The following is a 26,072-nucleotide window of genomic DNA, read 5'->3' as shown; positions in this document are numbered from 1 at the left end:
TCCGCCCGTGACGACGGAACCGGCGGACAAGATCTGGACGATCCCGAACGCCCTCAGCGTGCTGCGCCTCGCGGGCGTCCCGGTGTTCCTCTACCTGCTGCTGGTTCCCAAGGCGGACGGCTGGGCCCTGGCCATCCTGGTGTTCAGCGGGGTCACCGACTGGCTCGACGGCAAGATCGCCCGGTGGCTGGACCAGACCTCGCGCCTGGGCATGCTCCTGGACCCGGCCGCCGACCGCCTCTACACCCTGGCCACGATCGTCGCGTTCGTCGTCCGCGACATCGTGCCCTGGTGGGTCGCGGCCACCCTGGTGGCCAGGGACCTGCTGGTCGCCTGCTGCATCGCGCTGCTGCGCCGCCGCGGGTTCGGCCCGCCGGAGGTCACCTACATCGGCAAGGCGGCGACCTTCAACCTGATGTACGCCTTCCCGCTGCTCCTGCTGGCCCAGGGCGGCTCGACGGCCGCGCAGATCGCCCGGCCCTTCGCCTACGCGCTGGCGATCTGGGGCGGGCTGCTGTTCCTGTGGTCGGGTCTGCTCTACCTCGTCCAGACCCGCGCCGCGTTGCGATCTTGAGACGATCTCCCGCCGGACGGGGGAGCCACCCTCACCACTGCTGATCGCGCACGGTACGTTGGCACTGTTCAACGGAGTCGACCCAGCAGGAGGAGAGCTCACGTGAGCACCAACGACGGGCCCGGAATCCCGCCGGAGCAGTCTCCCGAGCGGACCTCGGTCTTCCGGGCCGACTTCCTCAACGAGGGCGGGCCCACCCCCGCCCCGGAGCCCGCTGTCGCTGGTGTCGACGCCCTGCCGCACGGTTCGGCCCTGCTCGTGGTCAAGCGCGGCCCCAACGCGGGCTCGCGCTTCCTGCTGGACCGGGACACCACCAGCGCCGGGCGCCACCCCGACAGCGACATCTTCCTCGACGACGTCACCGTCTCCCGCCGCCACGCGGAGTTCCGCCGGGAGGGCGGGGAGTTCGTGGTCATCGACGTGGGCAGCCTCAACGGCACCTACGTCAACCGCGAGCCGGTCGACCAGGCCGTGCTGGCCGGTGGCGACGAGGTGCAGATCGGCAAGTTCCGCCTCGTCTTCCTGACCGGCCCCAGCGCAGGCGCGTAGCGGGCATGACGGCGGTCGGGCGACCGACGCGGGACGGGGCGACCATCGGGGCGGTGCTCGCGCGCCTGCGCCCGGAGTTCCCCGACGTCACCATCTCCAAGATCCGGTTCCTCGAGGCGGAGGGCCTGGTCAGCCCGGAGCGCACGGCGGCGGGGTACCGCCGCTTCTCCGACGCCGACGTCGCCCGCCTGCGCTTCGTGCTGGCCGCTCAGCGCGACCACTACCTGCCGCTGAAGGTCATCCGCGAGCGCCTCGACTCCGGTGCGGCCCTGCCCGCCGCGCCCAGGGCGGCGCCCGCCGACCGGCTCGGCCGCGACGAGGTCGTCGCGCACACCGGCGTCGCGCCCGCCCTGCTGGCCGAGCTGGAGCAGTACGGCCTCGTGCGCCCCGACGACAACGGCAGCTACGACCCCGACGGCGTCCAGATCGTGCGGATCGCCGCGGCGCTGGGCGGCTACGGCCTCGAACCGAGGCACCTGCGCGCGTTCCGGGCCGCGGCCGACCGCGAGCTCGGCCTGCTCGAGCAGGTGGTCGCGCCGCTGTACCGGCAACGCGACCAGCGCAGGGCCGCGGAGCAGGCCCGGGAATTGACGGGGCTGTCGGTGGGTTTGCATACGCTGTTGGTCAAGTCCGGACTGCGGCGGGTGACCGGCCAGTGATCGAGCCCGGTGCCGGATTGTCGGGCATCGGCCGCCCTTGGCGGGTAGCGTCGGAGCCAGGCGATAAGCGATGCTCGGTGATACGGGACGCCGGTGCCCCAGCGAGCGGAGGGAGGCGAGCCCGATGAGCAGTGAGATGCGTGTGGTGGGCGTGCGGGTGGAGCTACCCGCCAACCAGCCGATCCTGTTGCTGCGGGAGACCGAAGGCGACCGATACCTGCCCATCTGGATCGGGTCGGTGGAGGCCACCGCGATCGCGCTGGAGCAGCAGGGGGTGCGGCCCGCCCGGCCGCTGACCCACGACCTGCTCAAGGACGTCATCGGCGCGCTCGGCCGGGAACTGGAGCAGGTGCGCATCACCGACCTGCGGGAAGGCACCTTCTACGCGGAGCTGGTGTTCGACGGGGACATCCGCGTCTCCGCCCGCCCCAGCGACTCGGTCGCGCTCGCGCTGCGGGTGGGCGTGCCCATCCACGCCGAGGACTCCGTCCTGCAGGAAGCGGGCCTGGTCATCCCCGACGAGCAGGAGGACGAGGTCGAGAAGTTCCGCGAGTTCCTCGACTCCGTCTCGCCGGAGGACTTCCGCGGAGCGGATACGTAGTCGACGTATTTGGGCCGAGGTGTGCCCGCGGAAAGCGCGGGCCGCGGTCGACTACCGGTGCCTGCCCGGGGGGCGACCCCCCGGACCCCCACGGTGCGGTGGGTTCCTGACCCAGCGTGGCTGGCTTCGGTGGTCTCGCCTTGGTGTCGTCGCCTCGGTGGTCCTCGCCCTGGTGTCGTCGCCGTGGTGGTTGTCGCCCTGGTGTCGTCGCCGTGGGGTTGTCGCGTTGGTGACACCGGGTCACGGCTGTGCGTGGTGGTCCTGAGGGCGGTGGGGTGGGATAACCCATCTCTCACCTTGCGGTTCGTTCGCCCTCCGCGCGTCGCGTTGACCCCCGGGCGGGGGCGTCTTACCGTCGGAGACGAGCCGATTCGCGCCGGTGTGCGAGCCCACCGGCGCGAGTGGCGCGGCCGAGGCGTTCCCACCTAGCGGAACGGAAGCGGTCTCGTTCGCCGGTCGACAGGCCGGTCGAGGGGAGGCAGGCGTGTTGGAGCACGGTTCCGCTATGGGGGAGCACGCGGACGACGCGGAGCAGGGCGAGCTGTTCCCCGACTCCTCGCTCCCGGACGAGCTGGTCGGCTACCGCGGCCCGGCAGCGTGCCAGATCGCGGGCATCACCTACCGCCAGCTCGACTACTGGGCGCGCACCGACCTGGTCGTGCCCACCATCCGCAGCGCCCACGGGTCCGGGTCGCAGCGCCTCTACTCGTTCAAGGACGTGCTGGTCCTCAAGGTGGTCAAGCGGCTGCTCGACACCGGCGTGTCCCTGCAGAACATCCGCGTCGCCGTCGACCACCTGCGCCGCAGGGGCGTGCGCGACCTGGCCAGGATCACCCTGTTCAGCGACGGCACCACGGTCTACGAGTGCACCTCGCCCGAGGAGGTCGTCGACCTGCTGCGCGGCGGCCAGGGCGTCTTCGGCATCGCCGTCAGCGGCGCGATCCGGGAGATCACCGGCACCATCCACGAGTTCCCCGCCGAGCGCGTCGACGGCGCCGTCATCACCGACGACGAACTCACCCAGCGCAGAAAGGCGCGATCCGCCGGGTGACCGCGGTGTGACGCCCGCCACCGCCACCGGTGGACCGGGATGTCATCCGATTAGGGCTAGACTCAGCGCGTCGCCGATCCCGCGCGGGAGAGTCCGACCGGCCCCACCAGGTCAGGTCGGCGCCGAAGGAGCAAATCCTCCCCGGAACCTCTCAGGCACCCAGGACCGCATGGGGGAGACACCTCTGGAAAGCGGGCTGCCCGGGTACCCCCGGTCGAGCCCCGCCGAAGGTGCAAGTCCGCCGCGGCGGACGAAGCTCTCAGGCGCCCGGTCGGGCACGGACAGAGGGGGAGGGCCGACGGAACACCCGTACCGTCGGCCCGACCCGGACGCCCCGCCTGAGGAGCTTTGCCGATGAGCGACCGCATCCCCCTCGCCGCGCTGGAGCACGGCACCCCCTTCGCCGACCGCCACATCGGCCCGCGGCCCGCCGAGCTGGCCCGCATCCTCGACACCGTCGGCGCCGGATCGCTGGACGAGCTCGCCGAGCACGCCGTGCCCGCGGCCATCCGCGAGGACGGCCTGCGCCTCGACCTGCCCGCGCCCGCCACCGAGGCCGAGGCGCTGGCCGAACTGCGCGCGCTCGCCGAGAGCAACCGCACGCTGCACCCGATGATCGGGCTGGGGTACTACGGCACGGTCACCCCGCCGGTCATCCGCCGCAACGTGCTGGAGAGCCCGGCCTGGTACACCGCGTACACGCCGTACCAGCCGGAGATCAGCCAGGGCAGGCTGGAGGCCCTGCTCAACTTCCAGACGATGGTCGCCGAGCTGGTCGGCCTGCCCACCGCGAACGCGTCCATGCTGGACGAGTCGACCGCCGCCGCCGAGGCCATGACCCTGCTGCGCCGGGGCGGACGGTCCAAGTCGAACCGGTTCGTCGTCGACGCCGACACCTTCCCGCAGACCATCGCCGTGGTCGAGACCCGCGCCGAGCCGCTGGGCATCGAGATCGTCGTCGCCGACCTGGCCGAGGGCCTGCCCGATGGCGACTTCTTCGGCGTCCTGCTGTCCTACCCGGGCGCGTCCGGCGCGGTCGTCGACCACGCGGCCCTCATCGCCGACGCGCACGCCCGCGGCGCGAAGGTGGCCGTCACCGCCGACCTGCTCGCCCTGACCGTGCTGCGCGCGCCCGGCGAGATCGGCGCGGACGTCGTCGTCGGCACCACCCAGCGCTTCGGCGTGCCCATGGGGTTCGGCGGCCCGCACGCCGGGTACATGGCCGTCGCCGCGGGCCTGGAGCGCCAGCTCCCCGGCCGCCTGGTGGGCGTGTCCACCGACGCCGACGGCAACCTCGCCTACCGCCTGGCGCTGCAGACCCGCGAGCAGCACATCCGCCGCGAGAAGGCCACGTCCAACATCTGCACCGCGCAGGTCCTGCTTGCCGTCGTCGCCTCGATGTACGCCGTCTACCACGGCCCGGACGGCCTCAAGGCCATCGCGACCCGGGTGCACCGCATGGCCGCCGTCCTGGCCGCCGGGCTGCGCGCGGGCGGCGTCGAGATCGTCCACGACGGCTTCTTCGACACCGTCGTCGCCCGGGTCCCCGGCAGGGCGGCCGACGTCGTGGCCCGCGCCCGCGAGCTGGAGGTCAACCTGCGGCAGGTGGACGCCGACCACGTCGGCATCGCCACCGGCGAGACCACCACGCGCGCCCACCTGGCCGCGGTGTGGAAGGCGTTCGGCGTGGACGCCGACGCAGACGCCCTCGACGCGGGCACCGGCGACGCGCTCCCGCAGGGCCTGCTGCGCACGTCCGCGTACCTGACGCACCCGGTGTTCTCCACGCACCACTCGGAGACCTCGCTGCTGCGCTACCTGCGCGCGCTCTCGGACAAGGACGTCGCGCTGGATCGCAGCATGATCCCGCTGGGCTCGTGCACGATGAAGCTCAACGCCACCGCCGAGATGGAGCCCATCACCTGGCCGGGCTTCGCCGAGCTGCACCCGTTCGCGCCCGTCGAGGACGCCCAGGGCATCCTGCGCGTCATCGCCGACCTGGAGGCCTGGCTGGCCGCCGTCACCGGCTACGACGCGGTGAGCATCCAGCCCAACGCGGGCAGCCAGGGCGAGTTCGCCGGACTGCTGGCCATCCGCGCCTACCACCGCAGCCAGGGCCACGGTGAGCGCGACGTCTGCCTGATCCCGTCCAGCGCGCACGGCACCAACGCCGCCAGCGCGGTCATGGCGGGCATGCGGGTCGTCGTCGTCAAGTGCGACGACGCGGGCAACATCGACATGGACCACCTGCGGTCCACCATCGACGCCCACCGCGACGACCTCGCCGCGATCATGATCACCTACCCGTCGACGCACGGGGTGTACGAGGACACCGTCCGCGAGGTCTGCGGGCTGGTCCACGACGCGGGCGGCCAGGTCTACGTCGACGGGGCCAACCTCAACGCCCTCATCGGCCTCGCCCGCTACGGCAAGTTCGGGTCGGACGTCTCGCACCTGAACCTGCACAAGACCTTCTGCATCCCGCACGGCGGCGGCGGCCCCGGCGTGGGCCCGATCGGCGTCCGCGCGCACCTGGCGCCGTTCCTGCCCAACCACCCGCTGCAGCCTGCCGCGGGCCCGGAGACCGGCGTCGGCCCGATCAGCGCGGCACCCTGGGGCAGCGCGTCGATCCTGCCGATCTCCTGGGCGTACGTGCGGATGATGGGCGCCGAGGGGCTCAAGCGCGCCACGCTGACCGCGGTCGCGGCGGCCAACTACGTCGCCCGCAGGCTCAACGACCACTACCCGGTGCTCTACACCGGCAAGGGCGGCTACGTCGCCCACGAGTGCATCCTGGACCTGCGCCCGCTCACCAAGGCCACCGGCATCACGGTGGACGACGTGGCCAAGCGGCTGGCCGACTACGGCATCCACGCCCCGACCATGAGCTTCCCGGTGGCGGGCACGCTGATGGTCGAGCCGACCGAGAGCGAGGACCTCGCCGAGCTGGACCGCTTCTGCGCGGCCATGATCGCCATCCGGTCCGAGGTGGACAAGGTGGCGGCCGGGGTGTGGCCCGCCGACGACAACCCGCTGGTGAACGCCCCGCACACCGCGGCGAGCATCGCGGCGAAGTGGGACCACCCCTACAGCCGCGAGGAGGCCGCCTTCCCGACCGGCTCGTCGTCGGCGAAGGTGTGGCCGCCCGTGCGCCGCATCGACGGGGCCAAGGGCGACCGCAACCTCGTCTGCTCGTGCCCGCCCCTGGACGCGTACGCCTGACCGGGACAGCGCTCGACTAGGACAATGAGGTGACAAAACCCTGTCGCGGACGATCGTCGACGCGGTGACGCGCTAGGTTGCGGTCCGTACCCACAGTGCTCCGCTCTGTGAAAGGACCGCGTCGATGGTCGTCCACGACGAGCGCACCGACAGCATCCCCAGGGTCGCGGCCGCCGTCCCCGATCGTGACGACAGCACCCGCTACCTGTGCGCGGCCGCGCACCTGAACCCCGACTACGCCGACCGCGCCGTCGCCGAGATGCTGGTCGAGCGGACCAGGGCGACGGCGCCGTCGCCGGGCATCGACCCGGGGGCGGTGCTGGCCGAGGCGGTGGAGGCCCGGGTGCGCATCCGGCTGGTGGCGGCGGTGACGCTCGTCATCGCGGTGCTCTTGGCGCTGCTGTGGCCGTTCTGGCTGCTGGTGTGGCTGTTCGTCGCCCTGCCGGTGCTGGTGGCCCGCAGCGGCAGGCTGGCGATGCTGGCGCGGGCGAACTACCGGATGCGGCTCGGCGGGGACAGCCCGCGCGGCAGGGTCGGCCTCACCTTCGCGGTGCTGGTGCTCCTCGCCCTGGTGATCACGGTCGCGATCGGGCTGGAGGAGAGCGACTGGGAGCTGGACCCGACCGCGCTGCTCGTGGTCGTCCCGCTGTTCGCGGTGTTCGCGGCCAACCGGATCGTGATCAACCGGCTGATCACCCGGCGGTTCCAGCGGCGCACGGGCCACCAGCCGTCGCCGTCGGCGCGGCTGGACTCGCAGCTGCTGTCGTTCAGCCCGACGCTCACCGAGATGATCAAGCAGCGGTACCTGTCCGCCGACGTGTTCCTCGCGCCGACGGAGCAGGGCGCGACCGATGTGGTCCCGGTGGTCGTGCACCGCGGCTACGACCCGTTCGTCGGCGCGGGCGCGCCGCACCGGCCGTGGTCGATGGCGATCCCGCTGGAGCGCAACCCGCACGCGGCCGAGCACCAGTCGCTGTCCACCGCGCGGCTGCTGGAACGCATCAGCAAGGAGATCGAGGCGCTGCGCGAGTCGGGCCCGCTCTCGCCGAGCGGCCGCTTCGCCCGGCTCGCCACCGAGGACATGGTGGCCATCAGCTCCGACGAGCTGGTCGAGCACCTGCGCACCGACGAGGGCAGGCCGTTCATCCAGGACGAGCACTCCCGCCCGTACACCCACATCTCCAAGGAGCGGGCGCTCGCGCTGCGCGACGAGCCGGTCGAGTGGGCGCGCCATTTCCGCCGCTTCACGGTGCTGACCTGGGACCACGACCTGATCCTGTCGGTGTACCTGCACGTGGCGATGAACGAGTCCACTCTGTACATCGAGTGGACGCCGTGCGTGCTGCGGCCCATCAAGGCCGAGTACCGCGAGATCGACACCCGGCGGCACAACGTCGGCCGGGCGCTGCGGCAGGCGCTGGTCGACCTGGCCGCCTTCCCCGGCGACCTGCCGGGGAACGTGACCCGGCTGTTCACCGTGCTGCGCCCCATCAAGGTCGAGCGGGGCATGGTGAACCCGGACAAGTACGGCTCGCTGAGCAGCCTGCGCGAGTTCGCCGCCGACACCAACGTGCGCAACTACTTCCAGCGCCTCGACGTCGACCGCTACCTGAAGATCCTGCACACGCGGGCGATCCGCGCGGTCAGCGCGCTGCTGGCCGAGGCGGGCTACCTGCGGGCGTCGCTGGAGCAGCAGGCGCAGGCGATCGTGCAGAACAGCGTCCACATCGGCGGGTCGATGACCGGCCCGATCACCATGGGGATGAACAACACCACCGGCGACATCGATGTGAAGGGCTAGGGACGTGGAGAACCCGCGCTGGGTGCACAACGAGCTGACCGTGGACGGACAGGTGGTCGGGGCGGTGATCCAGAGCGGCGGCCCGACCACCATCACCGGCAACATCACCGCGCACGCCGCCGCCGACCCGATGACCCGGCTCGCCGACCACGTCGACCGGGTGCGCGAGGTGCTGCGCGCGCACGCCGAGAAGGTGCCCCGGCGGGCGATGACCGACCTCGGCCTGAGCCAGATCGCCACGCAGGCCCGCAGCAAGAAGGGCGACTCCGCGGGAGTCGTGGCCGAACTCTGGCGCGACCTGCAGCCCGAGCTGTCCGCGCTGGCGACGTCGGTGGGGGAGCTGGCCGCGCTGAAGCCGCACCTGAAGGCGATCACCGACAGCGTGGAAGCGCTGTAGGCCGGTGTGGACGGTGCGCCGGGCGCGCGCCGGTGGCAGACTGAGCGCGGGTCTCCGGCAGTGTACGGCTGCCGGAGACCCGCTCGGCTCACGCCCTGGCCAGGCTGAAGCGCCGGTTCTCGACGTCGGCGTCCAGCACGCGCACCGTCACGCGCGCGCCCACCTCGGCGGTCTCGCCGTGCAGCAGGCCGTGCGCGCCCTCAGGGTGCTCGATGAAGGTGCCGAACGGCCGCACCTCGACGGCGGTGCCGACGAAGACCTCGCCAACCTTGGGGATCATGTGTTTCACCTCCCTTCCCCACTGGTGTCCTCGACGGAACACGGGGGTGGGAGGGGCCCTGATCACCTCAGGGCCGGGTCACCGATCCACTCGCGGCCACAGGCCGACCCGGCAGTCATGTCACGCACCGTATCGGGTGGACCCGGGGCAGCGCAATCCTTTCCGGTGGGGAAGGTTTCGGCGGGCGCGCGGGTTGGGTACCTGGCGGAAGGATCCGACCGGCAGCGCGAAGGACGACCATGGTTCCCCACGTCACCCTCAACGACGGCGCCACCATCCCGCAGGTGGGCTTCGGCGTCTGGCAGGTGCCCGACGACCAGGTGCGCGCCGCGGTCGCCACCGCACTGGAGGCGGGCTACCGCGCCATCGACACCGCCGCGGTGTACGGCAACGAGCAGGGCACCGGCCGCGCCATCGCCGAGTCCGGGCTGCCGAGGTCGGAGGTCCACGTCACCACCAAGCTGTGGAACTCCGAGCAGGGCTACGACTCGGCCATGCGCGCCTTCGACGCGAGCCTCGACCGGCTCGGCATGGACTACGTCGACCTCTACCTGATCCACTGGCCCGCGCCCGGCCGGGATTCCTATGTGGACACCTGGCGGGCGCTGGAGCGCATCCGCGCCGACGGGCGCGCCCGCTCCATCGGGGTGTCCAACTTCCACCGGCAGCATCTGGAGCGCCTGTTCGCCGAGACCGACGTGGTCCCCGCGGTGAACCAGATCGAGCTGCACCCCAACCTCCCGCAGGCCGAGCTGCGCGCGTTCCACGCCGAGCACCACATCGCCACCGAGGCGTGGAGCCCGCTGGCCTCCGGCGAGCTGCTCGGCGACCCGGTGGTCGGACGGATCGCCGAGCGGCTGGGCCGCTCGCCCGCGCAGGTGCTGCTGCGCTGGCACGTCCAGCTGGGCAACATCGTCATCCCGAAGTCGGTCACCCCCGAGCGGATCAGGGCCAACCTCGCCGTCTTCGACTTCGAGCTGACCGACGACGACCTGCGCGAGCTGTCCACTCTGGACAACGGACGGCGCACCGGCCCGAACCCGGACGACTTCAACGCCTGAGTCAGGACGCGCCGATCTCGGCGAGCCGCCTGCGCGTCACGTCGGTTCGCTCGCGCTGGCCCGGCGGCTAGGTGATCACACTCGTGGACTCGCCATGCCTCCGGCGCCCTCCGCGCCCGGCAGGCCATTCCCAACGCCGGGACCAGCGGCAGGCCGATCCGTGTCAGCTTGTTCATGGGTCCTCCCATCACCCGGCCGGTGTGGGCGGAACGCTGTCGCGGGCCGCTTTTCCCCGCGCTTCACTCGAAGCGGATCGCGCCGACCATCAGCCGGGCAAGGGCCTGCGGGTCGGAGTCCGTGGCGAGCGCGGACCCGGCCAGCGCGCCCTCGCGCCAGAGGGAGGCGAACCCGTGCACCAGCGACCACGCCGCGAGCGCGGCGGGCGGGGAGGCCGTTCCCGACCGCAGGTACTCGCCGGAGCGCGCGCGTGCGTCGGCGAGCCGGGGGTCGTCCGGGCGCAGCAGGTCGCGCCGGAACATCACCTCGAAGTGCCCGGGGTGCGCGAGCGCGAAGCGGACGTAGGCGATCGCCCGCTCCCGCAGGTCCGGCGCCGCGGCGAGCGCGTCGGCCAGCAGGCCGAAGCCCTCGACGGCCAACTCGGTGAGCAGGCCGCGCCGGTCGCCGAAGTGGTGGGCGGGTGCGGCGTGCGACACCCCGGCCCGCCGGGCCAGCTCGCGCAGCGACACCGAGTCGACCCCGCCCGCGGCGATCTGCTCGGCGGCGACCGCGAGTAGCGCCGCCCGCAGGTCCCCGTGGTGGTAGGTGCTCTTGGCCATGCCGCCATCCTGCCGGGCGAACTTGTCATTGACAAGATTCGGAGCGCCGAGCTATCTTGTCGCTGTCAAGATTCTGGGAGGCGTTCCATGGCACCACTCGTCGTCCTCATCGCCGTCACCGCGCTGGCCCGGCTCGCGGGCCTGGTCGGGGTGGACTGGCTCGACTCGTGGCCGCACGCGGCCCGACTCGGCCTGGCCGCCATGTTCCTGCTGACCGCCAGCGCCCACTTCACCGAACCGCGCCGCACCCACCTCATCGCGATGGTCCCGCCTGCCCTGCCCAACCCCGCCGCCCTGGTGACCCTCACCGGCGTGCTGGAGATCGCGGGCGCGATCGGCCTGCTCGTGCCGTCCACGGCGAAGATCGCGGCCGCCTGCCTGGCGGCACTGCTGGTCGCGATGTTCCCCGCGAACATCCGCGCCGCCCGCGCGGGCGGCGGCATCAAGACGATGCCGCTGCCGCTGCGCGCCTTGGTGCAACTCGCCTTCATCGGGACGTGCGCGGTGGTCGTCTTCTGAGAAAACCCCCGAACCGCGCCGCCCGCGGACCCGCCGCCGGTATTGTCGGGATCGATTCACGGACGGGTGAGGTGGCCGGTGGCGGGGGAAGCCGTGCGCTTGCTGTGGCGGTTCGGCCGCCGCCACGCCGCCACCGTCCGGCTGGCGACGCTGCCGCCGATCTGCGCGATCGCCCTGTTCCGCGCCGAGGGGGAGAACCTTTCGGCCACCGCGGTGGCGGTCGGTGTCGCGGCCGCGTGGACCGTCGCCTGCGCGTGGCGGCTGCGGGGGAGTGGCCAGCCCATCCCGGTCGGGGTGGACGTCGCGGTGCTGGTCGGCGTGTGCTTGAGCGTCTTCTGGACCGAGGCCGTCGAGGACACGAACACCGGCTGGCTGCGGCTGCTGCTCACCTTCGCCTGCGTGACATGGCAGTGGCACACCCCGCTCGTCGCGGGCGGCGCGGCGGCGCTGGCGGCCGCGGGCGGGATGCTCGCGGTGCTCAGCGCGGCCGGTCTGGACTCGGTGCGGACGCAGGTGTGGATGCTGGTCGTCGCCGGACTGTCCCGGGTGGCCTGGGTGCTCGTCGCCAGGGCGGCGCGGCGGGCGGACGGGATGGCGGTGGTGGCGGAGCGGGCGCGGCGGGAGGCGGCTGTGGCGGCGGCGGTGCGTGCCGATGAGCGGGAACTGGCAACGGCGCTGCACGACACCGCGGCGACCACGCTGCTGATGGTCGGGGTCGGGCGGGTGCCGTCGGGGGCGGGGTGGCTGGCCGGGCAGGCGCGGCGCGACCTGGAGCGGTTGCGCTCCAGCGGCGGGCCGACGCCGGGGCGCGCCGACCTCGTCGAGTTGCTGCGGGCTGACGTCGACACCGCGCACCTGACCGTCGAGTTCGACGTGCCCGAGCGGCTGGCGTTGCCGTTTCCCGTGGCCAGGGCGATCGCGGACGCGGCCAGGGAGGCCGTGACGAACGTGCGCAGGCACGCGGGCACCGGTCGGGCGACCGTGCGGCTGCGCGGTGACGCGACCGCGCTGCGGCTGGAGATCGCCGACGACGGGGTGGGCTTCGCCGTCGACGACGTGCCGTCGACCCGCCGCGGGCTGCGTGAGTCCGTGCGCGGAAGGCTGGAGCGGATCGGCGGAACCGCCACGGTCGACTCCGCCCCGGGCTCGGGAACGGTGGTGTGCCTGCGATGGCAGGCGTGAGCGACGGGTTGGCGGAGCGGACCCAGGCCCAGCTGCGGCACGGCCTGCGGGTCGCGATGCTCGTGCTGACCGCCGTCATCCTCTGTGGACTGAGCCTGTCCAGTCTGGTCCGGAACCTGCACCGCTTTCCCGTGCCGCAGGCGCAGTTCGCGGCCTTCGCCGTGTTGGCGGCCGTGCTCGCCGCGGAAGCGGTGCTCGTGGTCCGGCGGCGGTCGTGGGGGGCGATGCGCGGGCCCGCCGTCCTCATCGTGCTGGCCGCGGCGGCGCTGTCCTACACGACGCTGGACGGGCACACCGCCAGTTCCGTCGACTGGGCCTTCGGCGCGGCCAACTGGGTGGGCGCCGCGGTGCTGCTGGAGCGCCCGCTGCGCTCCATGGTGGTGTTCCTGGTCGCGCACGAGTCGCTGGCGTTGCTCGACCTCCTCGTGCTGGAGGACGTCACGCGCGCCGCGCTGGCCCGCTTCGCCACCGGATCGGTGACCGTGGTGGGGTTCCCGCTCTGCATCGCCGTGGTGGCCGTCGTGCTGCGCGGCATCGGCGCGGCCGCCGCAGCCGCGGCCGACGAGCTGGCCCGGGTGCGGACCGAGGAGGCCGTCGCGGTGGAGTCCCACCGCCGCAGGGCCCAGCGCTTCGCCGAGCTGTCCGACACTGCCGTCCCGCTGCTGGAAGGGCTCGCCGACGGCTCGCTCACCCCCGACGACGCCGGGGTGCGGCGGCGGTGCGCGATCGAGGCCGCCCGGATGCGGCGGCTGTTCGCCGAGGCGGACACCGTGGCGAACCCGCTGCTGCACGAGCTGCGCCACTGCGCCGACGTGGCCGACCGCAAGGGCGTCGAGGTGGAGCTGGAAGCCCGCGGCAGCCTGCCCGCGCTGCCCAGGGCCGTCCGGCGCGACCTGACCGAGGCGGCGCTCACCGCGCTGGCCACCGCGGAGTCGCGGGCGCGGGTCGCCGTGGTCGGCAGCGCCGAGCTGGTGTCTGTCAGCGTCGTGGCCGACTGCGGCGAGGTCGAAGTGCCCGAACCGGCCACGCCGGGGGTGCGGGTGGAGGCGCACGGCGCCGGGGGGACCGTCTGGATGGAGGCCCGATGGCAACCGGGGAGCTGATCACCGCGGTGATCGTCGACGACCACGCGGCGATCGCCGCGGGCGTGCGGTACTGGTGCGAGCGGGCCGACCCGCCGATCGCGCTCATCGACGCCGACGGCCGCCTCGCCAACGTCTGGACCGGGCCCGGCGCGGCGGCGGACGTGGTGATCCTCGACCTGGAGCTGACGCCGCGCAAACCGGAGTTCGGCGAGCTGCGCAGGCTCGTCGACAGCGGCAGGCGCGTCGTCGTCTACTCCCAGCACGCCGACGACGCCACCGTGATCAAGTGCATCGATCTCGGCGCGCTCGCCTACCTCACCAAGCGCGAGGGGCCCGAGCACCTGGTCCCCGCCGTCCGGGCCGCCGCGGGCGGCGCGCCGTACACCGGCCCGTCGCTGTCCGGGGCGCTGGTCGCCGACACCAGCCCGGACAGGCCCCGGCTGTCGCCCCGGGAGACGGAGGTCCTGCGCGCCTGGTTCGCCTCGTCGTCGAAGGAACTCGTCGCGGCCAAGCTCAACATCACCGCCAAGACCGTCGACACCCACATCACCCGGGTGCGGATCAAGTACGCCAACGCGGGCCGGGCCGCCCGCACCAAGAGCGAGCTGGTCACCCGGGCGCTCGACGACGGGCTCATCACGCTGGAGGAGCTGAGCGGGAGCACGCCCCACATGTAGGGCGATCGCCGGACACCGCGGCGGGCGCGGGATTCCTACAGTCGTGCCTGCCGCGCCACGCGCGGTCATGCCCACCGCGCCATGCGGCGGTGATCTGCCAAGGGGGAAGGGACTCGATGACCTCACGACTCGCGCGCCGGTGCGCGGCCGGACTGGCCGCCGCCGCGCTGGGGACGGCGATCGCGGCCGCCACGGCCGCGCCCGCCTCGGCGGCGACACTGGCGCCCTGCACGACGCTGACGGAGATGACGCGCTCGGGCCACGACATCATGGTGCCGACGCTCAAGGGCAGCGTCAGCTGCCAGATCGGCCGGGACTTCGCCGCGAACCGCACCGTCGTGTCGCGGTTCCAGTTCACGCTGCGCCGGTGCTACGCGGGCCTCGACCTGGCCTCGCCGTACTCCGACGAGAAGGTGGGCGAGCTGACCGCCGACGGCTACTTCGGCCCGCGCACGATCGCCGCGCTGAAGGCCGTCCAGCGCCACATCGGCACCGCGGCGGACGGGATCTACGGCCCGAACACCCGCGACCGCATGCGGTTCCTCACGCCGGACCGCGTCTCCTGCTACCACTACTGATGGGGGTCATCGGAATGCTCGCAGGCAGGGTGAAGCGGATCGGCACGGTCGCAGCCGTCGTGGCCGCGGCCGCCGCGGGGGTGGTCGTCTCGGCCGGACCGGCCGCCGCCGCGACGCCGCTGTGCTCGAAGGTGGTGACCGTGACCGGCGTGGGCGCCAAGGTCATCGTGCCCGCCTCCAGCGGAGGCAGCCTGAACTGCCTGATCGGCCGCGGCCTCGTCGCCAACGAGACGATCGTGCGCCAGCTCCAGCACACGTTGGTCAGGTGCTACACCAACATGCGCATGCCCTCCCCGTACACCGGTGAGCGGGTCGGCGACATCGCCGTCGACGGCGACTTCGGGCCGCGCACCGAGGCCGCGGTGAAGGCCGTGCAGGCAGGCGCGGGCGTGACGGTCGACGGGATCTACGGCTCCGAGACCCGCAACCGGATGAGGTTCCGGGTGGCGGGCGACAACTCCTGCGCCCGCCTCGCCTGACCGGGCCCGCCGGCGCGGGCGGTGAACCGCCCCGGGGGGTGGGTTCACCGCCCGCGTCGTGCGCTACTGGTAGGTGTACCAGGCGCTGTGGTCGAGCATGTTCCGCGGCGTGGCGTCGCCGAACCACGGGTCCATGGGCTCATCGATGTCGTTGACGTTGGTGGTGCCCGCGGTCGGGATGTAGGTCTGGGTCGGGTAGCGGGCCTGCCACTGCGACCACAGGCGGTCGACGTTGCAGTGGTGCAGCCAGAAGACCGGGTCGTTCGGCGAGCCGAAGCCCGCCATGGTCCCCGAGACCCAGTTGTGCACGCGGTTGTGCAGGTTCGGGCCGCGGAAACCCTCGAGGTAGTTGCGGAAGCTGTTGGTGGACTGGCTGTTCCACGGCGACGTGTCGTAGGTGGAGAGGGCCATCACCGAGCTGACGTTCGTCGCGGTGGGCAGCGTGGTGCCGAAGCTGCCGAAGTTGCGGCGCAGGTAGTTGGCGGAGTCCGAGCGCACGGTCAGCGTCCAGTTGCCGCCGCTCTGCGCGAACGGGCCCGAGTTCACCCGCCAGTTCAGCGACGACGTGCCGTTGGGCCCCATGAAGTCGTTCGCCCACAGCGACGAGCTCGCGCCCGCGGTGGTCCAGTCCCAGTACGGCAGGTTGACCGTCGGGTCGATCGCCTGCAGCGCGCGCTCGAACTCCAGCAGGAACTTGCGGTGCCAGGGCAGGAAGCTGGGGGAGCGGTGGCCGACGCGCACGCTGAAGTCGCTGTCGGCGTTGCCCCGGTCGATGTGCTCGCGGACGAACTGGTCGTAGCCGCCGTTCGCCTTGAGCTGCAGCAGCGCGTTGACCAGGTTCGCGCGTTCGGTCGCGGTCAGGTTCGCCTGGTTCTTGCGGATTCCCATCGGTTCCCCTCCCTCAGTGGTGTGCGACGCCTGCGGGCACCGGGCGGAGGTCGCCGAGGGTGTCGACGGCCGCCTGCGCAGCCGTCCTCAGCGAGTCGAAGGACTGGTAGTGGTTGATCGACGTGCTGACCGTCCCGTCCGCGTTGCGCATGACGTGGAGCAGGTCGTCGTCGATGTAGATGAGGTCCTGGGGCGCGATCCCGGGGGCGTCGACCACCCCGCCGTGGATGTGGCGGCCCCGGTAGACCTCGTCGAACTGGTCGGCGACGGTGGCCGCGGCGGCGCCGCCCGCCGCGTTGACCAGCAGCGCGCCGCTGGTCCCCACCACGGCGACCGCGCCCGCGGCCATCGCGCCGGTCAGGAGTCTGCGGCGCGTTAACCCGCTGTTTTCTTTCATGAATGCTTCGCTTCCCCTCAGTGTGATTCTGCGCAGCACAAAATCGGCTGTCCGCGAAGTCGGTTTTCCCCGGGCGTCGACATCGCCCTGTCACCGACCGTACTGACGATGATCGACAAGATCAAGTGCTGTGATGCCCATCGCTTCTTGCTAATGTCGAACGGCCAGTACCGCATTGTCTTCCGGAGGTGTCCGAATGCGACGAATACTCGCCGCCGCCGCGGCGGCCGCCGCGATCACCTGCGCGGCCGCGCCGCTGTCGGCGAGCGCGACGACCGGCTCGGGCCGCTGCGTTCCCTCGCTCGACGCCGAGATCTACCAGGACCGCCTGCTGGTCGTCAACGACAGGTGCGACCCCGGTCCGGTCGTGCGCTGGGCCGTATTCATCGAATACCACGAACTGGTCGTCTACCGAACGGAGGACGGCATGTACTACAGCCAGATCAACGCCTATGAGCTATTCCCGAGCCTGCTGGAAACGGGCCGCGCCGCGGTGCGGACGCTCGGCGGCGAGAACCCTGGTGCGAACGGGTGATTATCTCGATGGATTTCATGTCCGATTCGCGGTGTTGATTCCGGCGCCCGGGCGGAAGGGAAATTCCGCCCGGGCGCGAGCGCGACCGGAACCCTCAGCGCGGGCCGCCGGGCTCGACCAGCCCGGTCTCGTAGGCCAGGACCACCAGCTGGGCCCGGTCGCGCGCGGCGAGCTTGGCCAGCAGCCTGCCGACGTGCGTCCGCGCGGTCGCCGGGCTGATCGTCAGCCGCGCGGCGATCTCGTCGTTGGACCGCCCGGCGCCGACCTCGGCCAGCACCTCCCGCTCCCGCTGCGTGAGGCCCGCCAGTGCGGTGGTGTCCGGGACGTGCCTGCTCGTCGCCGCCCGGATGACCCGGCGGGTGACCGCGGGCGACAGCAGCGACTCCCCGGCGGCGACGACCCGGACCGCGGCGCGCAGGTCGTCCGGGCCGGTGTCCTTGAGCAGGAATCCCGCCGCGCCCGCGCGCAGGGCGTCGATGATGTGCTCGTCGGTGTCGAAGGTGGTCAGGACGATCACCCGCACGTCCGCCAGCTCGGGATCGGCCCCGATCCGACGGGTGGCGGTGATCCCGTCGACGCCCGGCATGCGGATGTCCATCAGCACCACGTCCGGCCGTTCCCGCCGGACCACCGCCATCCCCGCGTCGCCGTTGTCGGCCTCCCCGACGACCACGATGTCGGGCGCGCGCTCCAGCAACGCCCGCAACCCGGTCCGCACCAGGGCCTGGTCGTCGACCACGACCACCCGGATCATCCGCCCTCCAACGGGATCTCGGCGGACACCGCGAAGCCGCCGCCCGCCGGGGCGTCGATCCGCAGCGTGCCGCCCAGCAACGCCAGCCGCTCGCGCATCCCGATGATGCCCCACCCGGCGCCCCCGCCCGCCGCGCCTCGGCCGTGGTCGCGGATGTGCAGGCGCAGGGCGTCGGGGCGGTAGTCCACGGTGATGTCCACCCGGGTCGTCCCGGCGTGTTTGCGGACGTTGCTCAGCGCTTCCTGGAGCACCCGGTACGCCGTGTGGTCGGCGACGGCGGGGAGGGGGACCGGGGTCCCGGTCGTGTGGAGGTCCACGTCCAGCCCGGCGGTCAGCGCGTCGAGCCTGCTGAGGCCCGGCAGCGGGCTGCTGTCGTCGGTGGAGCGCAGGGCGCGCAGGGTCGCGCGTAGTTCGCGCACCACGTCGCCGCAGGCGGAGCGGACCGCCGCCAGGGACTCGCGGGCCGTCGCGGGGTCGTCGTCCATGGCCTCCCTGGCGACGTCGGCGTGCAGCGAGATGACGGTGACCGTGTGGGCCAGGAGGTCGTGGAGGTCGCGCGCGATACTCAGCCGCTCGCGTTCGGCGCGGGCGGCGGCCTCGCGCTCGCGTTCGCGGGCCGCCGCCTCGGCCTGCCGCCGACGGGAGCGCACGCCGTCGCCGACGGCGATCACGCTCGTCATGAGCGCCGCGTCGGTGGTGAACGCGAAGCCGAACAGGTAGCCGAGGTCGTCGCCCTCCATGGCCCGCACGACGGTGGAGATCGCGAGCAGACCGACCGCGGTGGCGACCGCCCAGCGCGTCCGCCCCTGCTCGGCGGCGGTGTAGAGCGCCGCCGAGACGGGCACGGCCAGGCCGACCGGCGGGAACGGGAGCGTGTAGTACACCAGCAGCGCCGCCGCGCTGGCGAGCAGCACGGCCACCGGCCACCGCCTGCGCACCAGCATGAGCGCCCCGAGCACCGGCCCGAGGGCGTAGGCCGCCGGGTGCGCGGGCGCGGAGTCCCCGACGTTCACCGCCACCGCGACGACGACCGCGGCCAGCACCAGCCCGCCGAGGCCCGCGTCGACCAGCCTGTCTCTCAGGACGTCCTCCTCACCCGGCCGAGCGCCCACGCCACCGCCCCGGTCACCGCGCCGACCGCCGTGCCCGTGACCAGGCTGCTGATGACCGCGAACACCCGCAACACGGCCGCCTCCGCCCCCGGTGACAGCGCCCCCGCGAGCGCGCCCCCGAGCGCGGGCGCCTCGGTGAAGGCGTGCCCCCACAACAGCTGATGGGTGACGGCCAACAGCACGCCGTAACAGACCCCGACCACGGTCAACGTCAACAGCGGATTGGGGACCCGCCGTGCCATGACCACCGCGAGCCACACCAGCGGGGGCGCGAACACCAGCACCGCGTTGACACCCGGCCCCACGAGCGCGAGGTCGTGCGCGACCACCCGGGGCACGCCCAGCACCGCGAGCAGGACCACGACCAGCGGCGACAGCCCCAGCCGCGCCCTCATGACGCCGTCCCGGGGTGGCCGGACGCCGCTGCGGCCGGGGCCCGCCACAGGCGGAGCAGGCCGACGAAGCCGAGGGTGGCGGTGACGGCGCTCATCGCCAGGCGCACCCAGTGGCCGGTCTCGAACTCCACCGCCGTCCGGCGCAAGACCTCGGCCGTGTGCACGGCCAGGCCCTCCTCGAACATGATGTCGTTGCGCGGCCAGAAGAACAGCATCGAGAACAGGAACTCGCCGACCACCAGGCACAGCAGCGCCGCGGCGAACCACAAGCGCGCCCGCGTCCGCCAGGCCAGCGCGAGCGCGGCGAGGGCGGCGATGCCGGTCGCCGCGCCGAGCGGCGGGAACAGGTCCGCCGGGCCCGTGACCGTGAAGAAGTCCACAGCGGACGCGAGCGACGCGGGCGGGTCGTGGAAGACGTTGGGGTAGATGACGATCGTCTCCACCAGGATGCCGCCGAAGGAGAGCATGGCGATCCAGGTGAACGCGGCGGCGACGACGGCGGGCAAGGGGGCTCCTCGGACTGCGGGAATCGGACCTCTCCGAGGTTAGGGACCGCCCGACTTCGCCGCGTCCGCTGTGGAGCGACACTTGCCTACGCATCTCACCGTACGCCGCGTACGTCAGCTGACGTACGAGACGGCGCCCCTCCCGAGGAAGGGGCGCCGCCGCACGAGCCGGATCAGCCGGTGAAGCCCGCCGTGATGCGGGTGAACTCCCAGTTCGGCCGGTCGCGGTTGACCGACCAGAACGCCAGCCTGCCGATGTGGTGGGCGTTGGACCAGTCGCGGATCTGCGTCCAGATCTGCGGCGTGGTCACCTCGCCGACGTCGCTGCTGCCGTTCATGCCCGAGATGCCGATGTGGGCGTACGCCTCCGCGTCCGACCAGCCGAACACGGACTTGAGCTTGGCCTTGAGCCCCTCGGTCGCGCTGATCGTCGCGCCGTACATGTCGTCGTGGCCGCTGAAGTTGAACGGCATGATCGTCCAGTTGTCGATGCCCGCGTCCAGCGCCTTGGCCTGCTCGATGAGCCGGTTGCCCCAGGAGTTGGGGCCGGTCCGCAGCGTCGGGAAGGTGAGGATCGTGCGCAGGCCGGGGTTGTTCTGCTTGACGATCTTCAACGCGGTCAGGATGCGGTCCTGCACCGCCGGGTTCTCGAACTCGTCGGTGTTCTCGATGTCGACGTCGATGGCCTTGAGGTCGTAGGCGTCGATCACCTTCTGGTACGCGCCCGCGAGCGCCTGGGCGGTGGCGCAGTTGGGGCCGAGCTTGTTGCCGCTCCACCCGCCGATGGACGGCACGATGTCGCCGCCCGCCGCGCGGATGGCCTTGATCGTCGTCTCATCGACGCCGCCGAGCAGGGGCCGCTGGCTGTCCCACGCCGGGTTGCAGCCGTTCTGGGCCAGGATGAACGCCATCGTGTACCACTTGATCCCGGTCGCCCGCATGACCTCGGTGGCGCTCGGCGGGTTGCCCCAGCCCAGGTAGAGGTACGGCGCTGCCTGCACGAACCCCGGACCGCCGCCGCCGGGCTGCGTCGTCGCCCGCACCGCGGCCGAGTCCGGCGAGGTGTTGCCCGCGCGGTCCTTCGCCCGGACGGTGAAGCTGTACGCCGTGCTCGGCGACAGGCCGCCCACGGTCGCGGTCGTGCCGGTCACGGAGGTGGCGAGCGTGCCGTCGCGGTACACGTCGTACCCGGTCACGCCCACGTTGTCGGACGCGGCGTTCCAGGCCAGGGCCACGCTGCTCGACGTCGTGCCGGTGACCCGGAGGTTGGCGGGCGCGGTCGGCGCCTCGTCGTCATCGCCGCCGCCGGGCCCGTCGAGGCTGATGTCGTCGGCGTTGTAGGTGCCTTGGCCGTACCAGCCGTGCAGGTAGACCTCGGCGCTGGTCTGCGACGCGCCCGTGGTGAAGGAGACCGACAGCCGCGTGTAGGTCGACGCGGAGGGCGTCCACGCCGCCGTCCCGCCGGTCACGCCCAGGTGGACGTAGGCGCCGCGCACCCAACCGGACAGGGTGTAGGCGGTGTTCGGCTGCACGGACACGGTCTGCGCGCAGCGCGCGTTGGTGCTCGCGGTCGCGGCGGCCGCGAGGGCCTTGGTGCCGCTGTGGACGGGGCTGCCGACGACGGACCCGCTGCCGCCGGAGCAGGACCACCCGGTCAGGTTCCCGGACTCGAAGCCGGGATTGGTCAGCAGGTTCGCGGCGTGCGCCGAGGGCGCGGCCACCACGCCCGCACACGCGATCAGGGTTGTGCTCGCACACGCGAGCACGCGGTTTCGGGTACGCACAGGGCCTCCCGGTGGGGACCTGCGCCGGCCGCGGGACGCTGCCGGTCCGCAGGGGGCAGGGGAATTGGTCTGGACCTCATGCGGATTGAAGTCCCAGCACGGCGCCGGTGTCAATCCTGGGCTTGATCAGCGAGATGCTGTCGCGTCGAGCAGTGTCGAGCACAGCTCGATCAGCGCGCTCCGCAGTGGCGCGGCGCGCTCGGCGAAGGCGGCCTGGGCCCGCACGTACTCCGCCCGTCCCCGCTCGGTCTCGATGCGCACGGGGGAGTAGCCCAGGTCCGCCAGGTCGTACGGGCTCGCCCGCATGTCCAGTTCCCGGATGTCGACGGCGAGCGCGAAGCACCGGGCGGTCAGCTCGGACGGCGTGTAGGGGTCCAGCTTGTAGGCCCACTTGAACAGGTCCATGTTGCCGTGCAGGCACCCCGGCTGCTCGTTGTCCACCTGCGACTCCCGGGTGGGCGACAACGTGTTGAGCGGGCGGGCATCCGGGGTGAAGAAGCGGTAGGCGTCGAAGTGTCCACACCGGATCGTCGAGGACTCGACGACCGCGTCCGTGCCGTCCGGGCCCAGCCGCAGCGGCCAGGCGTGCCGGGTCTCCGGCGCCCGGTAGACCATCGCCCACTCGTGCAGTCCGAAGCAGCCCAGGCGCGGCGGGCGCGACCGCGTCGCCGACAGCAGGGCGCGGACGAACTCCGCGGTCCGCCGCCGCGGCTCGGGCAGCTCGGGGTCCAGCGCCACCCCGCCCGCGACCTCGACGTACCCCGGGAACTCCAGGTACTCGCGCGCCGAGTCGCCCGCCAGCACCACCCCCGGCCCCGGGTGCCAGCGCTCCAGCCGCGCGGGCCGGTGGGAGTAGTAGGTGAACAGAAAGTCCAGCACCGGGTGCTTCTCGCGGCGCTGCCGCCGAGCCAGGTGCGGCCCCGTCCAGCGGCGCACGAACGCCACGTGCGCCGCCCGCCGCCCGTGCCAGACCGCCTCGGGAAGAACCTCAGTCATTGCGCACGTGCGTCCCGTCGCGCACCCGGCCGACGTACTCCTCGACCAGGTCCTCCAACGCCACCACACCCACCACGGTACGGTCCGCCGCTACCGCCTTGGCCAGGTGGCTGTGCGCCCGGCGCAGCGCGGCCAGCGCGTCGTCCAGGCGCGAGTCGGCGGGCACCTCGGGCAGGTTCCGCACCCGCACCACCGTCGCCGGGTCGGCGTCGACCTGGTCGAGCACGTCCTTGACGTGCACGTACCCGTCGAGCCCGCCGTCGCCGCGGCGCACGGGGAACCGGGAGAACCCGGTGTCGGACACCGCCGCGGCGATGTCGCCGACCGTGGGCGGGTGCGGCACCATCGTGATCCGGTCGAGCGGGACCATGACCTCGGCGACCGTCCGGCCGACCGAGGACAGCGTCTGGGCCAGCCGCCGGTGCTCCGGGGCGTCGAGCAGGCCCTCGCGGCGGGACTCGGCGATCAGCGTGGCCAGCTCGTCGTGGGTGTAGGCGTTCTCCACCTCGTCCTTGGGCTCGACGTTGCCCAGGCCGAGCAGCCACGTCGACACCGAGGTGAACAGCGCCAGCACCGGGCGCACCATGCGGCAGAACGCGTAGTGGGCGGGCACCAGCGCCATCGCCGCGCGCTCCGGACCGGCGATGGCCAGGTTCTTCGGCACCATCTCGCCGATGACCGTGTGCAGGGTGACGACGACGCCCAGCGCGATGGCGAACGCGATGCCGTGCACCACAGCCGACGGCATCCCCAGCGCGCTCAGCGGCGCCTCCAGCAGGTGGGCGATGACGGGCTCGGACAGCGCGCCCAGGCCGAGCGAGCACACCGTGATGCCCAGCTGCGCGCCCGCGATCAGCAGCGGCAGCCGCCTGCCCGCCTCGACGACGGTCGCCGCGCGCCGCTGGCCGTCGCGGACGAGCGCCTCCAGCCGGTCGCGGCGGGCGGTGATGATGGCGAACTCGGCGCCGACGAAGAAGCCGTTGCCCAGCAGCAGGAGCACGGTAGCGCCGAGCGCGAGGACGTCGGTCACGCCTCGGCCCCCCGCGCCAGCCGCAGCTCGGCCACCCGGTGGCGGTCCATGCGCAGCACGGTGATCCGCCAGCCGTCGACGCTGAGCTCGTCGTTGACGGCCGGGATGCGGCCCAGCCGGGTGAGCACCAGCCCGCCCAGCGTCTCGTACTCGCCCTCGGGCATCCGGAAGCCGGTGGCCTCGGCCAGCTCGTCGTCGCGCAGCAGGCCGGAGACCAGCCAGCTCTCCCGGCCCAGCCTGCGCACCGGGGCGACCTCGCCGCGGTCGTGCTCGTCGCGCACGTCGCCGACGATCTCCTCGACCAGGTCCTCCAGGGTGACCAGGCCCGCGGTGCCGCCGTACTCGTCGACCACGATGGCGACCTGCAGGCCGGTGCCGCGCAGCCGCTCCAGCAGCGCGTCGCCCTCCAGGGTCTCCGGCACGGTCAGCACCGGCCGGGCCAGCGACCCGACCCGGGTGGTGGCGCGCTGCGCCTGCGGCACGGCGAACACCTGCTTGACGTGGACCACGCCGCGCACGTCGTCGAGGTCGCCGCCGTGCACGGGGAACCGGGAGTGGCCGGACGCGCGGGCCAGCTCGATCAGCTCCGGCACGGCCGCGTCCGCCCGCAGCGCCCGCACCCGCACCCTCGGGGTCATCAGCTCGGCGGCCACCCGGTCGCCGAAGACCAGGGACCGGCTCAGCAGCGCCGCGGTCTCGGTGTCGAGCGTGCCCAGGGCGGCGCTGGAGCGGACCAGGCCGCCCAGCTCCTGCGGCGAGCGCGCCGAGCGCAGCTCCTCCTGCGGCTCGACGCCGAGCCCGCGGACCGCCCAGTTCGCCGCGCCGTTGAGGCCGTGGATCAGCCAGCGCAGCGCCGAGGTGAACGCCATCTGCGGGATGGTGACGGCGCGCGCGGTGGGCAGCGGCCGGGCGATGGCCAGGTTCTTGGGCACCAGCTCGCCGAACACCATCGACAGCGCGGTGGCCAGCGTCAGCGCGATCACCAGCGCGATGGGGCCTGCCACCGACTCGGGCACGTCCAGCGCGGTGAAGGCGGGCTCGATCAGCTCGGCGATCGCGGGCTCGGCGATGTAGCCGGTGACCAGCGTGGTGATCGTGATGCCCAGCTGCGCCCCGGAGAGCTGGAAGGACAGGGTGCGGTGCGCCTTCTGGATGGCCAGCGCCCGCCGGTCGCCGACGGTGGCGGCGTGCTGGTCGACCTGGGTGCGCTCCAGCGTCGTCAGGGAGAACTCGGCGGCGACGAAGAGCGCGGTGCCCGCGGTCAGCACCGTCACCGCCAGCAGGCCGAGCACGCTCAACAGGACTCCGGTCACCGAGCACCCCGCTCGGCTTCCGGACCGGTATGGCAGCCGGGACTCTCTCCCGGCTCGCTACTGCGACCGGGGGACTGCGCCTCGCGCATGTCGGGGGTCACTCCTCGGCGGATGGTCGGCCTGCCGGGCACCGGCGGAGCCCGGCAGGAGCCCGGGAACCGGGCACGAACCGGCGTGAACCGGCACAGTCTAAGGCGTCCGGGTGACCCGGTGTCTTCTTCCCGACAGCGCGTCGCCGGTGGTGGTAGACGAGTCACATGCGGATGACCCTCGAACCCGTGGACGCGCCGGAGGACGCGTGCCGCGTCGTGGTGGAGAACCGGACCCGCCGCGTCCTGGGCGTCCGCGACGACCTCGGCGGCCACCGGTTCCGCCTGGTGACCCTGTTCCAGCCCGCCGACGGCGGCAGGCTCCTGGTGGAGATCGACCAGTGCCACGGCGCCACCCGCCCGACCCCGGGCGACGCCATCGTGCACATCGTCGAGGCCCCCTACCCGGCCAGCACGACGGGCGCGAGACGCGACGCCACCGGCGTCTGGCAGTGGTCCCTGCTGCTGCGGAACCTCCCTTTGGAACGCGGCGGCTGCACGGTCCGCATCAGCGGCGCGAACCTCCCCGAGTGCCGCGACTACGACCTGGTCCCCCTGGACGCCTACTGGGCGGGCTACCTGCTGGGGACGTCAGCGGACTAGCCGCCTACCCCATACCCCTTCGGCGGTTGGGCTCGATCTGGCCTTTCCGCTGGCTGCCCCGCTAATCGTCAGCGACTCTTTGTGGGCATTTAGCGTGTGCTTAGTGCGGGCTCGCGGTGCTGTCCGGCAGTGAGTTGGGGCCTGGGCTCCGCGAGCGGGGTGTCGATACCCCTGCACTC

General features: G+C 72.7%; 29 protein-coding genes and 2 riboswitches. Of the genes, 17 read left to right on the top strand and 12 right to left on the bottom strand.

Features of this window, described 5'->3' with window-relative positions; all coding sequences use genetic code 11:
• Nucleotides 1-7: 7 nt before the first annotated feature.
• From clsA to IEY98_RS15245, 8 genes are all read left to right on the top strand, one after another.
• Nucleotides 8-574: a cardiolipin synthase ClsA gene (gene clsA, locus IEY98_RS15280; RefSeq protein WP_229786929.1), complete on the top strand. Its 567-nt coding sequence runs from the start codon at nt 8-10 to the stop codon at nt 572-574.
• Nucleotides 575-676: 102 nt separating this feature from the next.
• Nucleotides 677-1,123: a glycogen accumulation regulator GarA gene (gene garA / locus IEY98_RS15275; RefSeq protein WP_189211088.1), complete on the top strand. Its 447-nt coding sequence runs from the start codon at nt 677-679 to the stop codon at nt 1,121-1,123.
• A 5-nt stretch (nt 1,124-1,128) separates the two neighbouring features.
• Entirely contained in the window at nt 1,129-1,782 is a 654-nt protein-coding gene (gene ftsR / locus IEY98_RS15270) for a transcriptional regulator FtsR (RefSeq protein ID WP_189211087.1), read from the top strand.
• A 124-nt stretch (nt 1,783-1,906) separates the two neighbouring features.
• Nucleotides 1,907-2,383 carry a bifunctional nuclease family protein gene (locus IEY98_RS15265; protein WP_189211086.1) on the top strand — a complete coding sequence of 159 codons (477 nt, stop codon included), beginning with the start codon at nt 1,907-1,909 and terminating at the stop codon, nt 2,381-2,383.
• Between the two features lie 505 nt (nt 2,384-2,888).
• Nucleotides 2,889-3,434, top strand: coding sequence for a MerR family transcriptional regulator (locus tag IEY98_RS15260; RefSeq protein WP_189211085.1), 546 nt, complete (start codon nt 2,889-2,891; stop codon nt 3,432-3,434).
• 74 nt (nt 3,435-3,508) lie between these two features.
• Nucleotides 3,509-3,612, top strand: a riboswitch (glycine riboswitch).
• Nucleotides 3,613-3,729: riboswitch (glycine riboswitch) on the top strand. It abuts the riboswitch before it with no gap.
• A gap of 59 nt (nt 3,730-3,788) precedes the next feature.
• On the top strand, nt 3,789-6,656 hold the full coding sequence (gene gcvP, locus IEY98_RS15255; protein ID WP_189211084.1) for an aminomethyl-transferring glycine dehydrogenase: 2,868 nt from the start codon (nt 3,789-3,791) through the stop codon (nt 6,654-6,656).
• A gap of 124 nt (nt 6,657-6,780) precedes the next feature.
• Nucleotides 6,781-8,457, top strand: a complete 1,677-nt coding sequence (locus IEY98_RS15250; RefSeq protein WP_189211083.1) for an AbeC-like domain-containing protein — start codon at nt 6,781-6,783, stop codon at nt 8,455-8,457.
• Between the two features lie 4 nt (nt 8,458-8,461).
• Nucleotides 8,462-8,854 (top strand): hypothetical protein, encoded by a 393-nt coding sequence (locus IEY98_RS15245; RefSeq protein ID WP_189211082.1) that lies wholly within the window; start codon nt 8,462-8,464, stop codon nt 8,852-8,854.
• 88 nt (nt 8,855-8,942) lie between these two features.
• Here the strand turns inward: IEY98_RS15245 and IEY98_RS15240 are convergent, their stop codons facing one another.
• Complete coding sequence (locus IEY98_RS15240) at nt 8,943-9,134, bottom strand: hypothetical protein (protein WP_189211081.1); 192 nt, start codon at nt 9,132-9,134, stop codon at nt 8,943-8,945.
• A gap of 239 nt (nt 9,135-9,373) precedes the next feature.
• Between IEY98_RS15240 and IEY98_RS15235 the strand changes: the two genes are divergently transcribed.
• Nucleotides 9,374-10,195 carry an aldo/keto reductase gene (locus IEY98_RS15235; RefSeq protein WP_189211080.1) on the top strand — a complete coding sequence of 274 codons (822 nt, stop codon included), beginning with the start codon at nt 9,374-9,376 and terminating at the stop codon, nt 10,193-10,195.
• A gap of 239 nt (nt 10,196-10,434) precedes the next feature.
• Here the strand turns inward: IEY98_RS15235 and IEY98_RS15230 are convergent, their stop codons facing one another.
• Entirely contained in the window at nt 10,435-10,971 is a 537-nt protein-coding gene (locus tag IEY98_RS15230; RefSeq protein ID WP_189211079.1) for a TetR/AcrR family transcriptional regulator, read from the bottom strand.
• 87 nt (nt 10,972-11,058) lie between these two features.
• On the opposite strand from IEY98_RS15230, the gene IEY98_RS15225 reads away from it, so the two are divergent.
• The 6 genes from IEY98_RS15225 to IEY98_RS15200 all read left to right on the top strand — a co-directional run bounded on the left by IEY98_RS15225 (nt 11,059) and on the right by IEY98_RS15200 (nt 15,491).
• Nucleotides 11,059-11,490, top strand: coding sequence for a DoxX family protein (locus IEY98_RS15225; protein WP_189211078.1), 432 nt, complete (start codon nt 11,059-11,061; stop codon nt 11,488-11,490).
• A 78-nt stretch (nt 11,491-11,568) separates the two neighbouring features.
• Nucleotides 11,569-12,672, top strand: coding sequence for a sensor histidine kinase (locus IEY98_RS15220; protein WP_189211077.1), 1,104 nt, complete (start codon nt 11,569-11,571; stop codon nt 12,670-12,672).
• Nucleotides 12,669-13,775, top strand: a complete 1,107-nt coding sequence (locus IEY98_RS15215) for a hypothetical protein (RefSeq protein WP_189211076.1) — start codon at nt 12,669-12,671, stop codon at nt 13,773-13,775. The genes IEY98_RS15220 and IEY98_RS15215 overlap by 4 nt, the downstream gene beginning before the upstream one ends.
• Complete coding sequence (locus IEY98_RS15210) at nt 13,757-14,434, top strand: response regulator transcription factor (protein ID WP_189211075.1); 678 nt, start codon at nt 13,757-13,759, stop codon at nt 14,432-14,434. The genes IEY98_RS15215 and IEY98_RS15210 overlap by 19 nt, the downstream gene beginning before the upstream one ends.
• Nucleotides 14,435-14,550: 116 nt before the next feature.
• Nucleotides 14,551-15,012 (top strand): peptidoglycan-binding domain-containing protein, encoded by a 462-nt coding sequence (locus tag IEY98_RS15205; protein WP_189211074.1) that lies wholly within the window; start codon nt 14,551-14,553, stop codon nt 15,010-15,012.
• 14 nt (nt 15,013-15,026) lie between these two features.
• Nucleotides 15,027-15,491, top strand: coding sequence for a peptidoglycan-binding domain-containing protein (locus IEY98_RS15200; protein WP_189211073.1), 465 nt, complete (start codon nt 15,027-15,029; stop codon nt 15,489-15,491).
• A 63-nt stretch (nt 15,492-15,554) separates the two neighbouring features.
• Here IEY98_RS15200 and IEY98_RS15195 read toward each other — a convergent pair whose 3' ends face one another.
• Nucleotides 15,555-16,379, bottom strand: coding sequence for a tyrosinase family protein (locus IEY98_RS15195; protein ID WP_189211072.1), 825 nt, complete (start codon nt 16,377-16,379; stop codon nt 15,555-15,557).
• A gap of 13 nt (nt 16,380-16,392) precedes the next feature.
• Nucleotides 16,393-16,776: a tyrosinase family oxidase copper chaperone gene (locus IEY98_RS15190; protein WP_189211071.1), complete on the bottom strand. Its 384-nt coding sequence runs from the start codon at nt 16,774-16,776 to the stop codon at nt 16,393-16,395.
• A gap of 196 nt (nt 16,777-16,972) precedes the next feature.
• Here IEY98_RS15190 and IEY98_RS15185 point away from each other — a divergent pair, with 196 nt between their 5' ends.
• The gene (locus tag IEY98_RS15185; protein ID WP_189211070.1) at nt 16,973-17,311 is read left to right on the top strand and encodes a tyrosinase family oxidase copper chaperone; all 339 of its coding nucleotides are present in this window, start codon (nt 16,973-16,975) and stop codon (nt 17,309-17,311) included.
• Between the two features lie 94 nt (nt 17,312-17,405).
• Here the strand turns inward: IEY98_RS15185 and IEY98_RS15180 are convergent, their stop codons facing one another.
• The 8 genes from IEY98_RS15180 to IEY98_RS15145 form a co-directional block, all read right to left on the bottom strand.
• Entirely contained in the window at nt 17,406-18,065 is a 660-nt protein-coding gene (locus tag IEY98_RS15180; RefSeq protein ID WP_189211069.1) for a response regulator, read from the bottom strand.
• Nucleotides 18,062-19,177, bottom strand: a complete 1,116-nt coding sequence (locus IEY98_RS15175; RefSeq protein ID WP_189211068.1) for a sensor histidine kinase — start codon at nt 19,175-19,177, stop codon at nt 18,062-18,064. The genes IEY98_RS15180 and IEY98_RS15175 overlap by 4 nt, the downstream gene beginning before the upstream one ends.
• Nucleotides 19,144-19,572: a hypothetical protein gene (locus IEY98_RS15170; protein WP_189211067.1), complete on the bottom strand. Its 429-nt coding sequence runs from the start codon at nt 19,570-19,572 to the stop codon at nt 19,144-19,146. Before IEY98_RS15170 ends, IEY98_RS15175 begins: the two co-directional genes overlap by 34 nt.
• Nucleotides 19,569-20,078 (bottom strand): anthrone oxygenase family protein, encoded by a 510-nt coding sequence (locus IEY98_RS15165; RefSeq protein WP_229786928.1) that lies wholly within the window; start codon nt 20,076-20,078, stop codon nt 19,569-19,571. Before IEY98_RS15165 ends, IEY98_RS15170 begins: the two co-directional genes overlap by 4 nt.
• 173 nt (nt 20,079-20,251) lie before the next feature.
• Nucleotides 20,252-21,862 carry a carbohydrate binding domain-containing protein gene (locus IEY98_RS15160; protein WP_189211066.1) on the bottom strand — a complete coding sequence of 537 codons (1,611 nt, stop codon included), beginning with the start codon at nt 21,860-21,862 and terminating at the stop codon, nt 20,252-20,254.
• A 126-nt stretch (nt 21,863-21,988) separates the two neighbouring features.
• Nucleotides 21,989-22,858, bottom strand: a complete 870-nt coding sequence (locus tag IEY98_RS15155) for a 3-methyladenine DNA glycosylase (RefSeq protein WP_189211065.1) — start codon at nt 22,856-22,858, stop codon at nt 21,989-21,991.
• Complete coding sequence (locus IEY98_RS15150) at nt 22,851-23,888, bottom strand: hemolysin family protein (protein WP_189211064.1); 1,038 nt, start codon at nt 23,886-23,888, stop codon at nt 22,851-22,853. The genes IEY98_RS15155 and IEY98_RS15150 overlap by 8 nt, the downstream gene beginning before the upstream one ends.
• The gene (locus IEY98_RS15145) at nt 23,885-25,201 is read right to left on the bottom strand and encodes a hemolysin family protein (RefSeq protein ID WP_189211063.1); all 1,317 of its coding nucleotides are present in this window, start codon (nt 25,199-25,201) and stop codon (nt 23,885-23,887) included. Before IEY98_RS15145 ends, IEY98_RS15150 begins: the two co-directional genes overlap by 4 nt.
• Nucleotides 25,202-25,464: 263 nt before the next feature.
• On the opposite strand from IEY98_RS15145, the gene IEY98_RS15140 reads away from it, so the two are divergent.
• Nucleotides 25,465-25,893, top strand: coding sequence for a hypothetical protein (locus tag IEY98_RS15140; protein WP_189211062.1), 429 nt, complete (start codon nt 25,465-25,467; stop codon nt 25,891-25,893).
• The last annotated feature ends 179 nt before the right edge of the window (nt 25,894-26,072 follow it).

Source organism: Actinokineospora fastidiosa, assembly GCF_014648415.1.
Taxonomy (GTDB): domain Bacteria; phylum Actinomycetota; class Actinomycetes; order Mycobacteriales; family Pseudonocardiaceae; genus Actinokineospora; species Actinokineospora fastidiosa.
The sequence above is the reverse complement of the archived record's forward strand: the minus strand, read 5'-3'. Positions and strand labels throughout refer to the sequence as shown.

Bases quoted from the DNA above. Each gene is read 5' to 3' on its own strand.
- ftsR (WP_189211087.1), top strand. From the start codon at position 1,129: ATGACGGCGGTCGGGCGACCGACGCGGGACGGGGCGACCATCGGGGCG.
- IEY98_RS15265 (WP_189211086.1), top strand. From the start codon at position 1,907: ATGAGCAGTGAGATGCGTGTGGTGGGCGTGCGGGTGGAGCTACCCGCC.
- IEY98_RS15260 (WP_189211085.1), top strand. From the start codon at position 2,889: ATGGGGGAGCACGCGGACGACGCGGAGCAGGGCGAGCTGTTCCCCGAC.
- gcvP (WP_189211084.1), top strand. From the start codon at position 3,789: ATGAGCGACCGCATCCCCCTCGCCGCGCTGGAGCACGGCACCCCCTTC.
- IEY98_RS15250 (WP_189211083.1), top strand. From the start codon at position 6,781: ATGGTCGTCCACGACGAGCGCACCGACAGCATCCCCAGGGTCGCGGCC.
- IEY98_RS15240 (WP_189211081.1), bottom strand. From the start codon at position 9,134: ATGATCCCCAAGGTTGGCGAGGTCTTCGTCGGCACCGCCGTCGAGGTG.
- IEY98_RS15235 (WP_189211080.1), top strand. From the start codon at position 9,374: ATGGTTCCCCACGTCACCCTCAACGACGGCGCCACCATCCCGCAGGTG.
- IEY98_RS15230 (WP_189211079.1), bottom strand. From the start codon at position 10,971: ATGGCCAAGAGCACCTACCACCACGGGGACCTGCGGGCGGCGCTACTC.
- IEY98_RS15225 (WP_189211078.1), top strand. From the start codon at position 11,059: ATGGCACCACTCGTCGTCCTCATCGCCGTCACCGCGCTGGCCCGGCTC.
- IEY98_RS15210 (WP_189211075.1), top strand. From the start codon at position 13,757: ATGGCAACCGGGGAGCTGATCACCGCGGTGATCGTCGACGACCACGCG.
- IEY98_RS15205 (WP_189211074.1), top strand. From the start codon at position 14,551: ATGACCTCACGACTCGCGCGCCGGTGCGCGGCCGGACTGGCCGCCGCC.
- IEY98_RS15200 (WP_189211073.1), top strand. From the start codon at position 15,027: ATGCTCGCAGGCAGGGTGAAGCGGATCGGCACGGTCGCAGCCGTCGTG.
- IEY98_RS15195 (WP_189211072.1), bottom strand. From the start codon at position 16,379: ATGGGAATCCGCAAGAACCAGGCGAACCTGACCGCGACCGAACGCGCG.
- IEY98_RS15190 (WP_189211071.1), bottom strand. From the start codon at position 16,776: ATGAAAGAAAACAGCGGGTTAACGCGCCGCAGACTCCTGACCGGCGCG.
- IEY98_RS15185 (WP_189211070.1), top strand. From the start codon at position 16,973: ATGCGACGAATACTCGCCGCCGCCGCGGCGGCCGCCGCGATCACCTGC.
- IEY98_RS15180 (WP_189211069.1), bottom strand. From the start codon at position 18,065: ATGATCCGGGTGGTCGTGGTCGACGACCAGGCCCTGGTGCGGACCGGG.
- IEY98_RS15170 (WP_189211067.1), bottom strand. From the start codon at position 19,572: ATGAGGGCGCGGCTGGGGCTGTCGCCGCTGGTCGTGGTCCTGCTCGCG.
- IEY98_RS15155 (WP_189211065.1), bottom strand. From the start codon at position 22,858: ATGACTGAGGTTCTTCCCGAGGCGGTCTGGCACGGGCGGCGGGCGGCG.
- IEY98_RS15140 (WP_189211062.1), top strand. From the start codon at position 25,465: ATGACCCTCGAACCCGTGGACGCGCCGGAGGACGCGTGCCGCGTCGTG.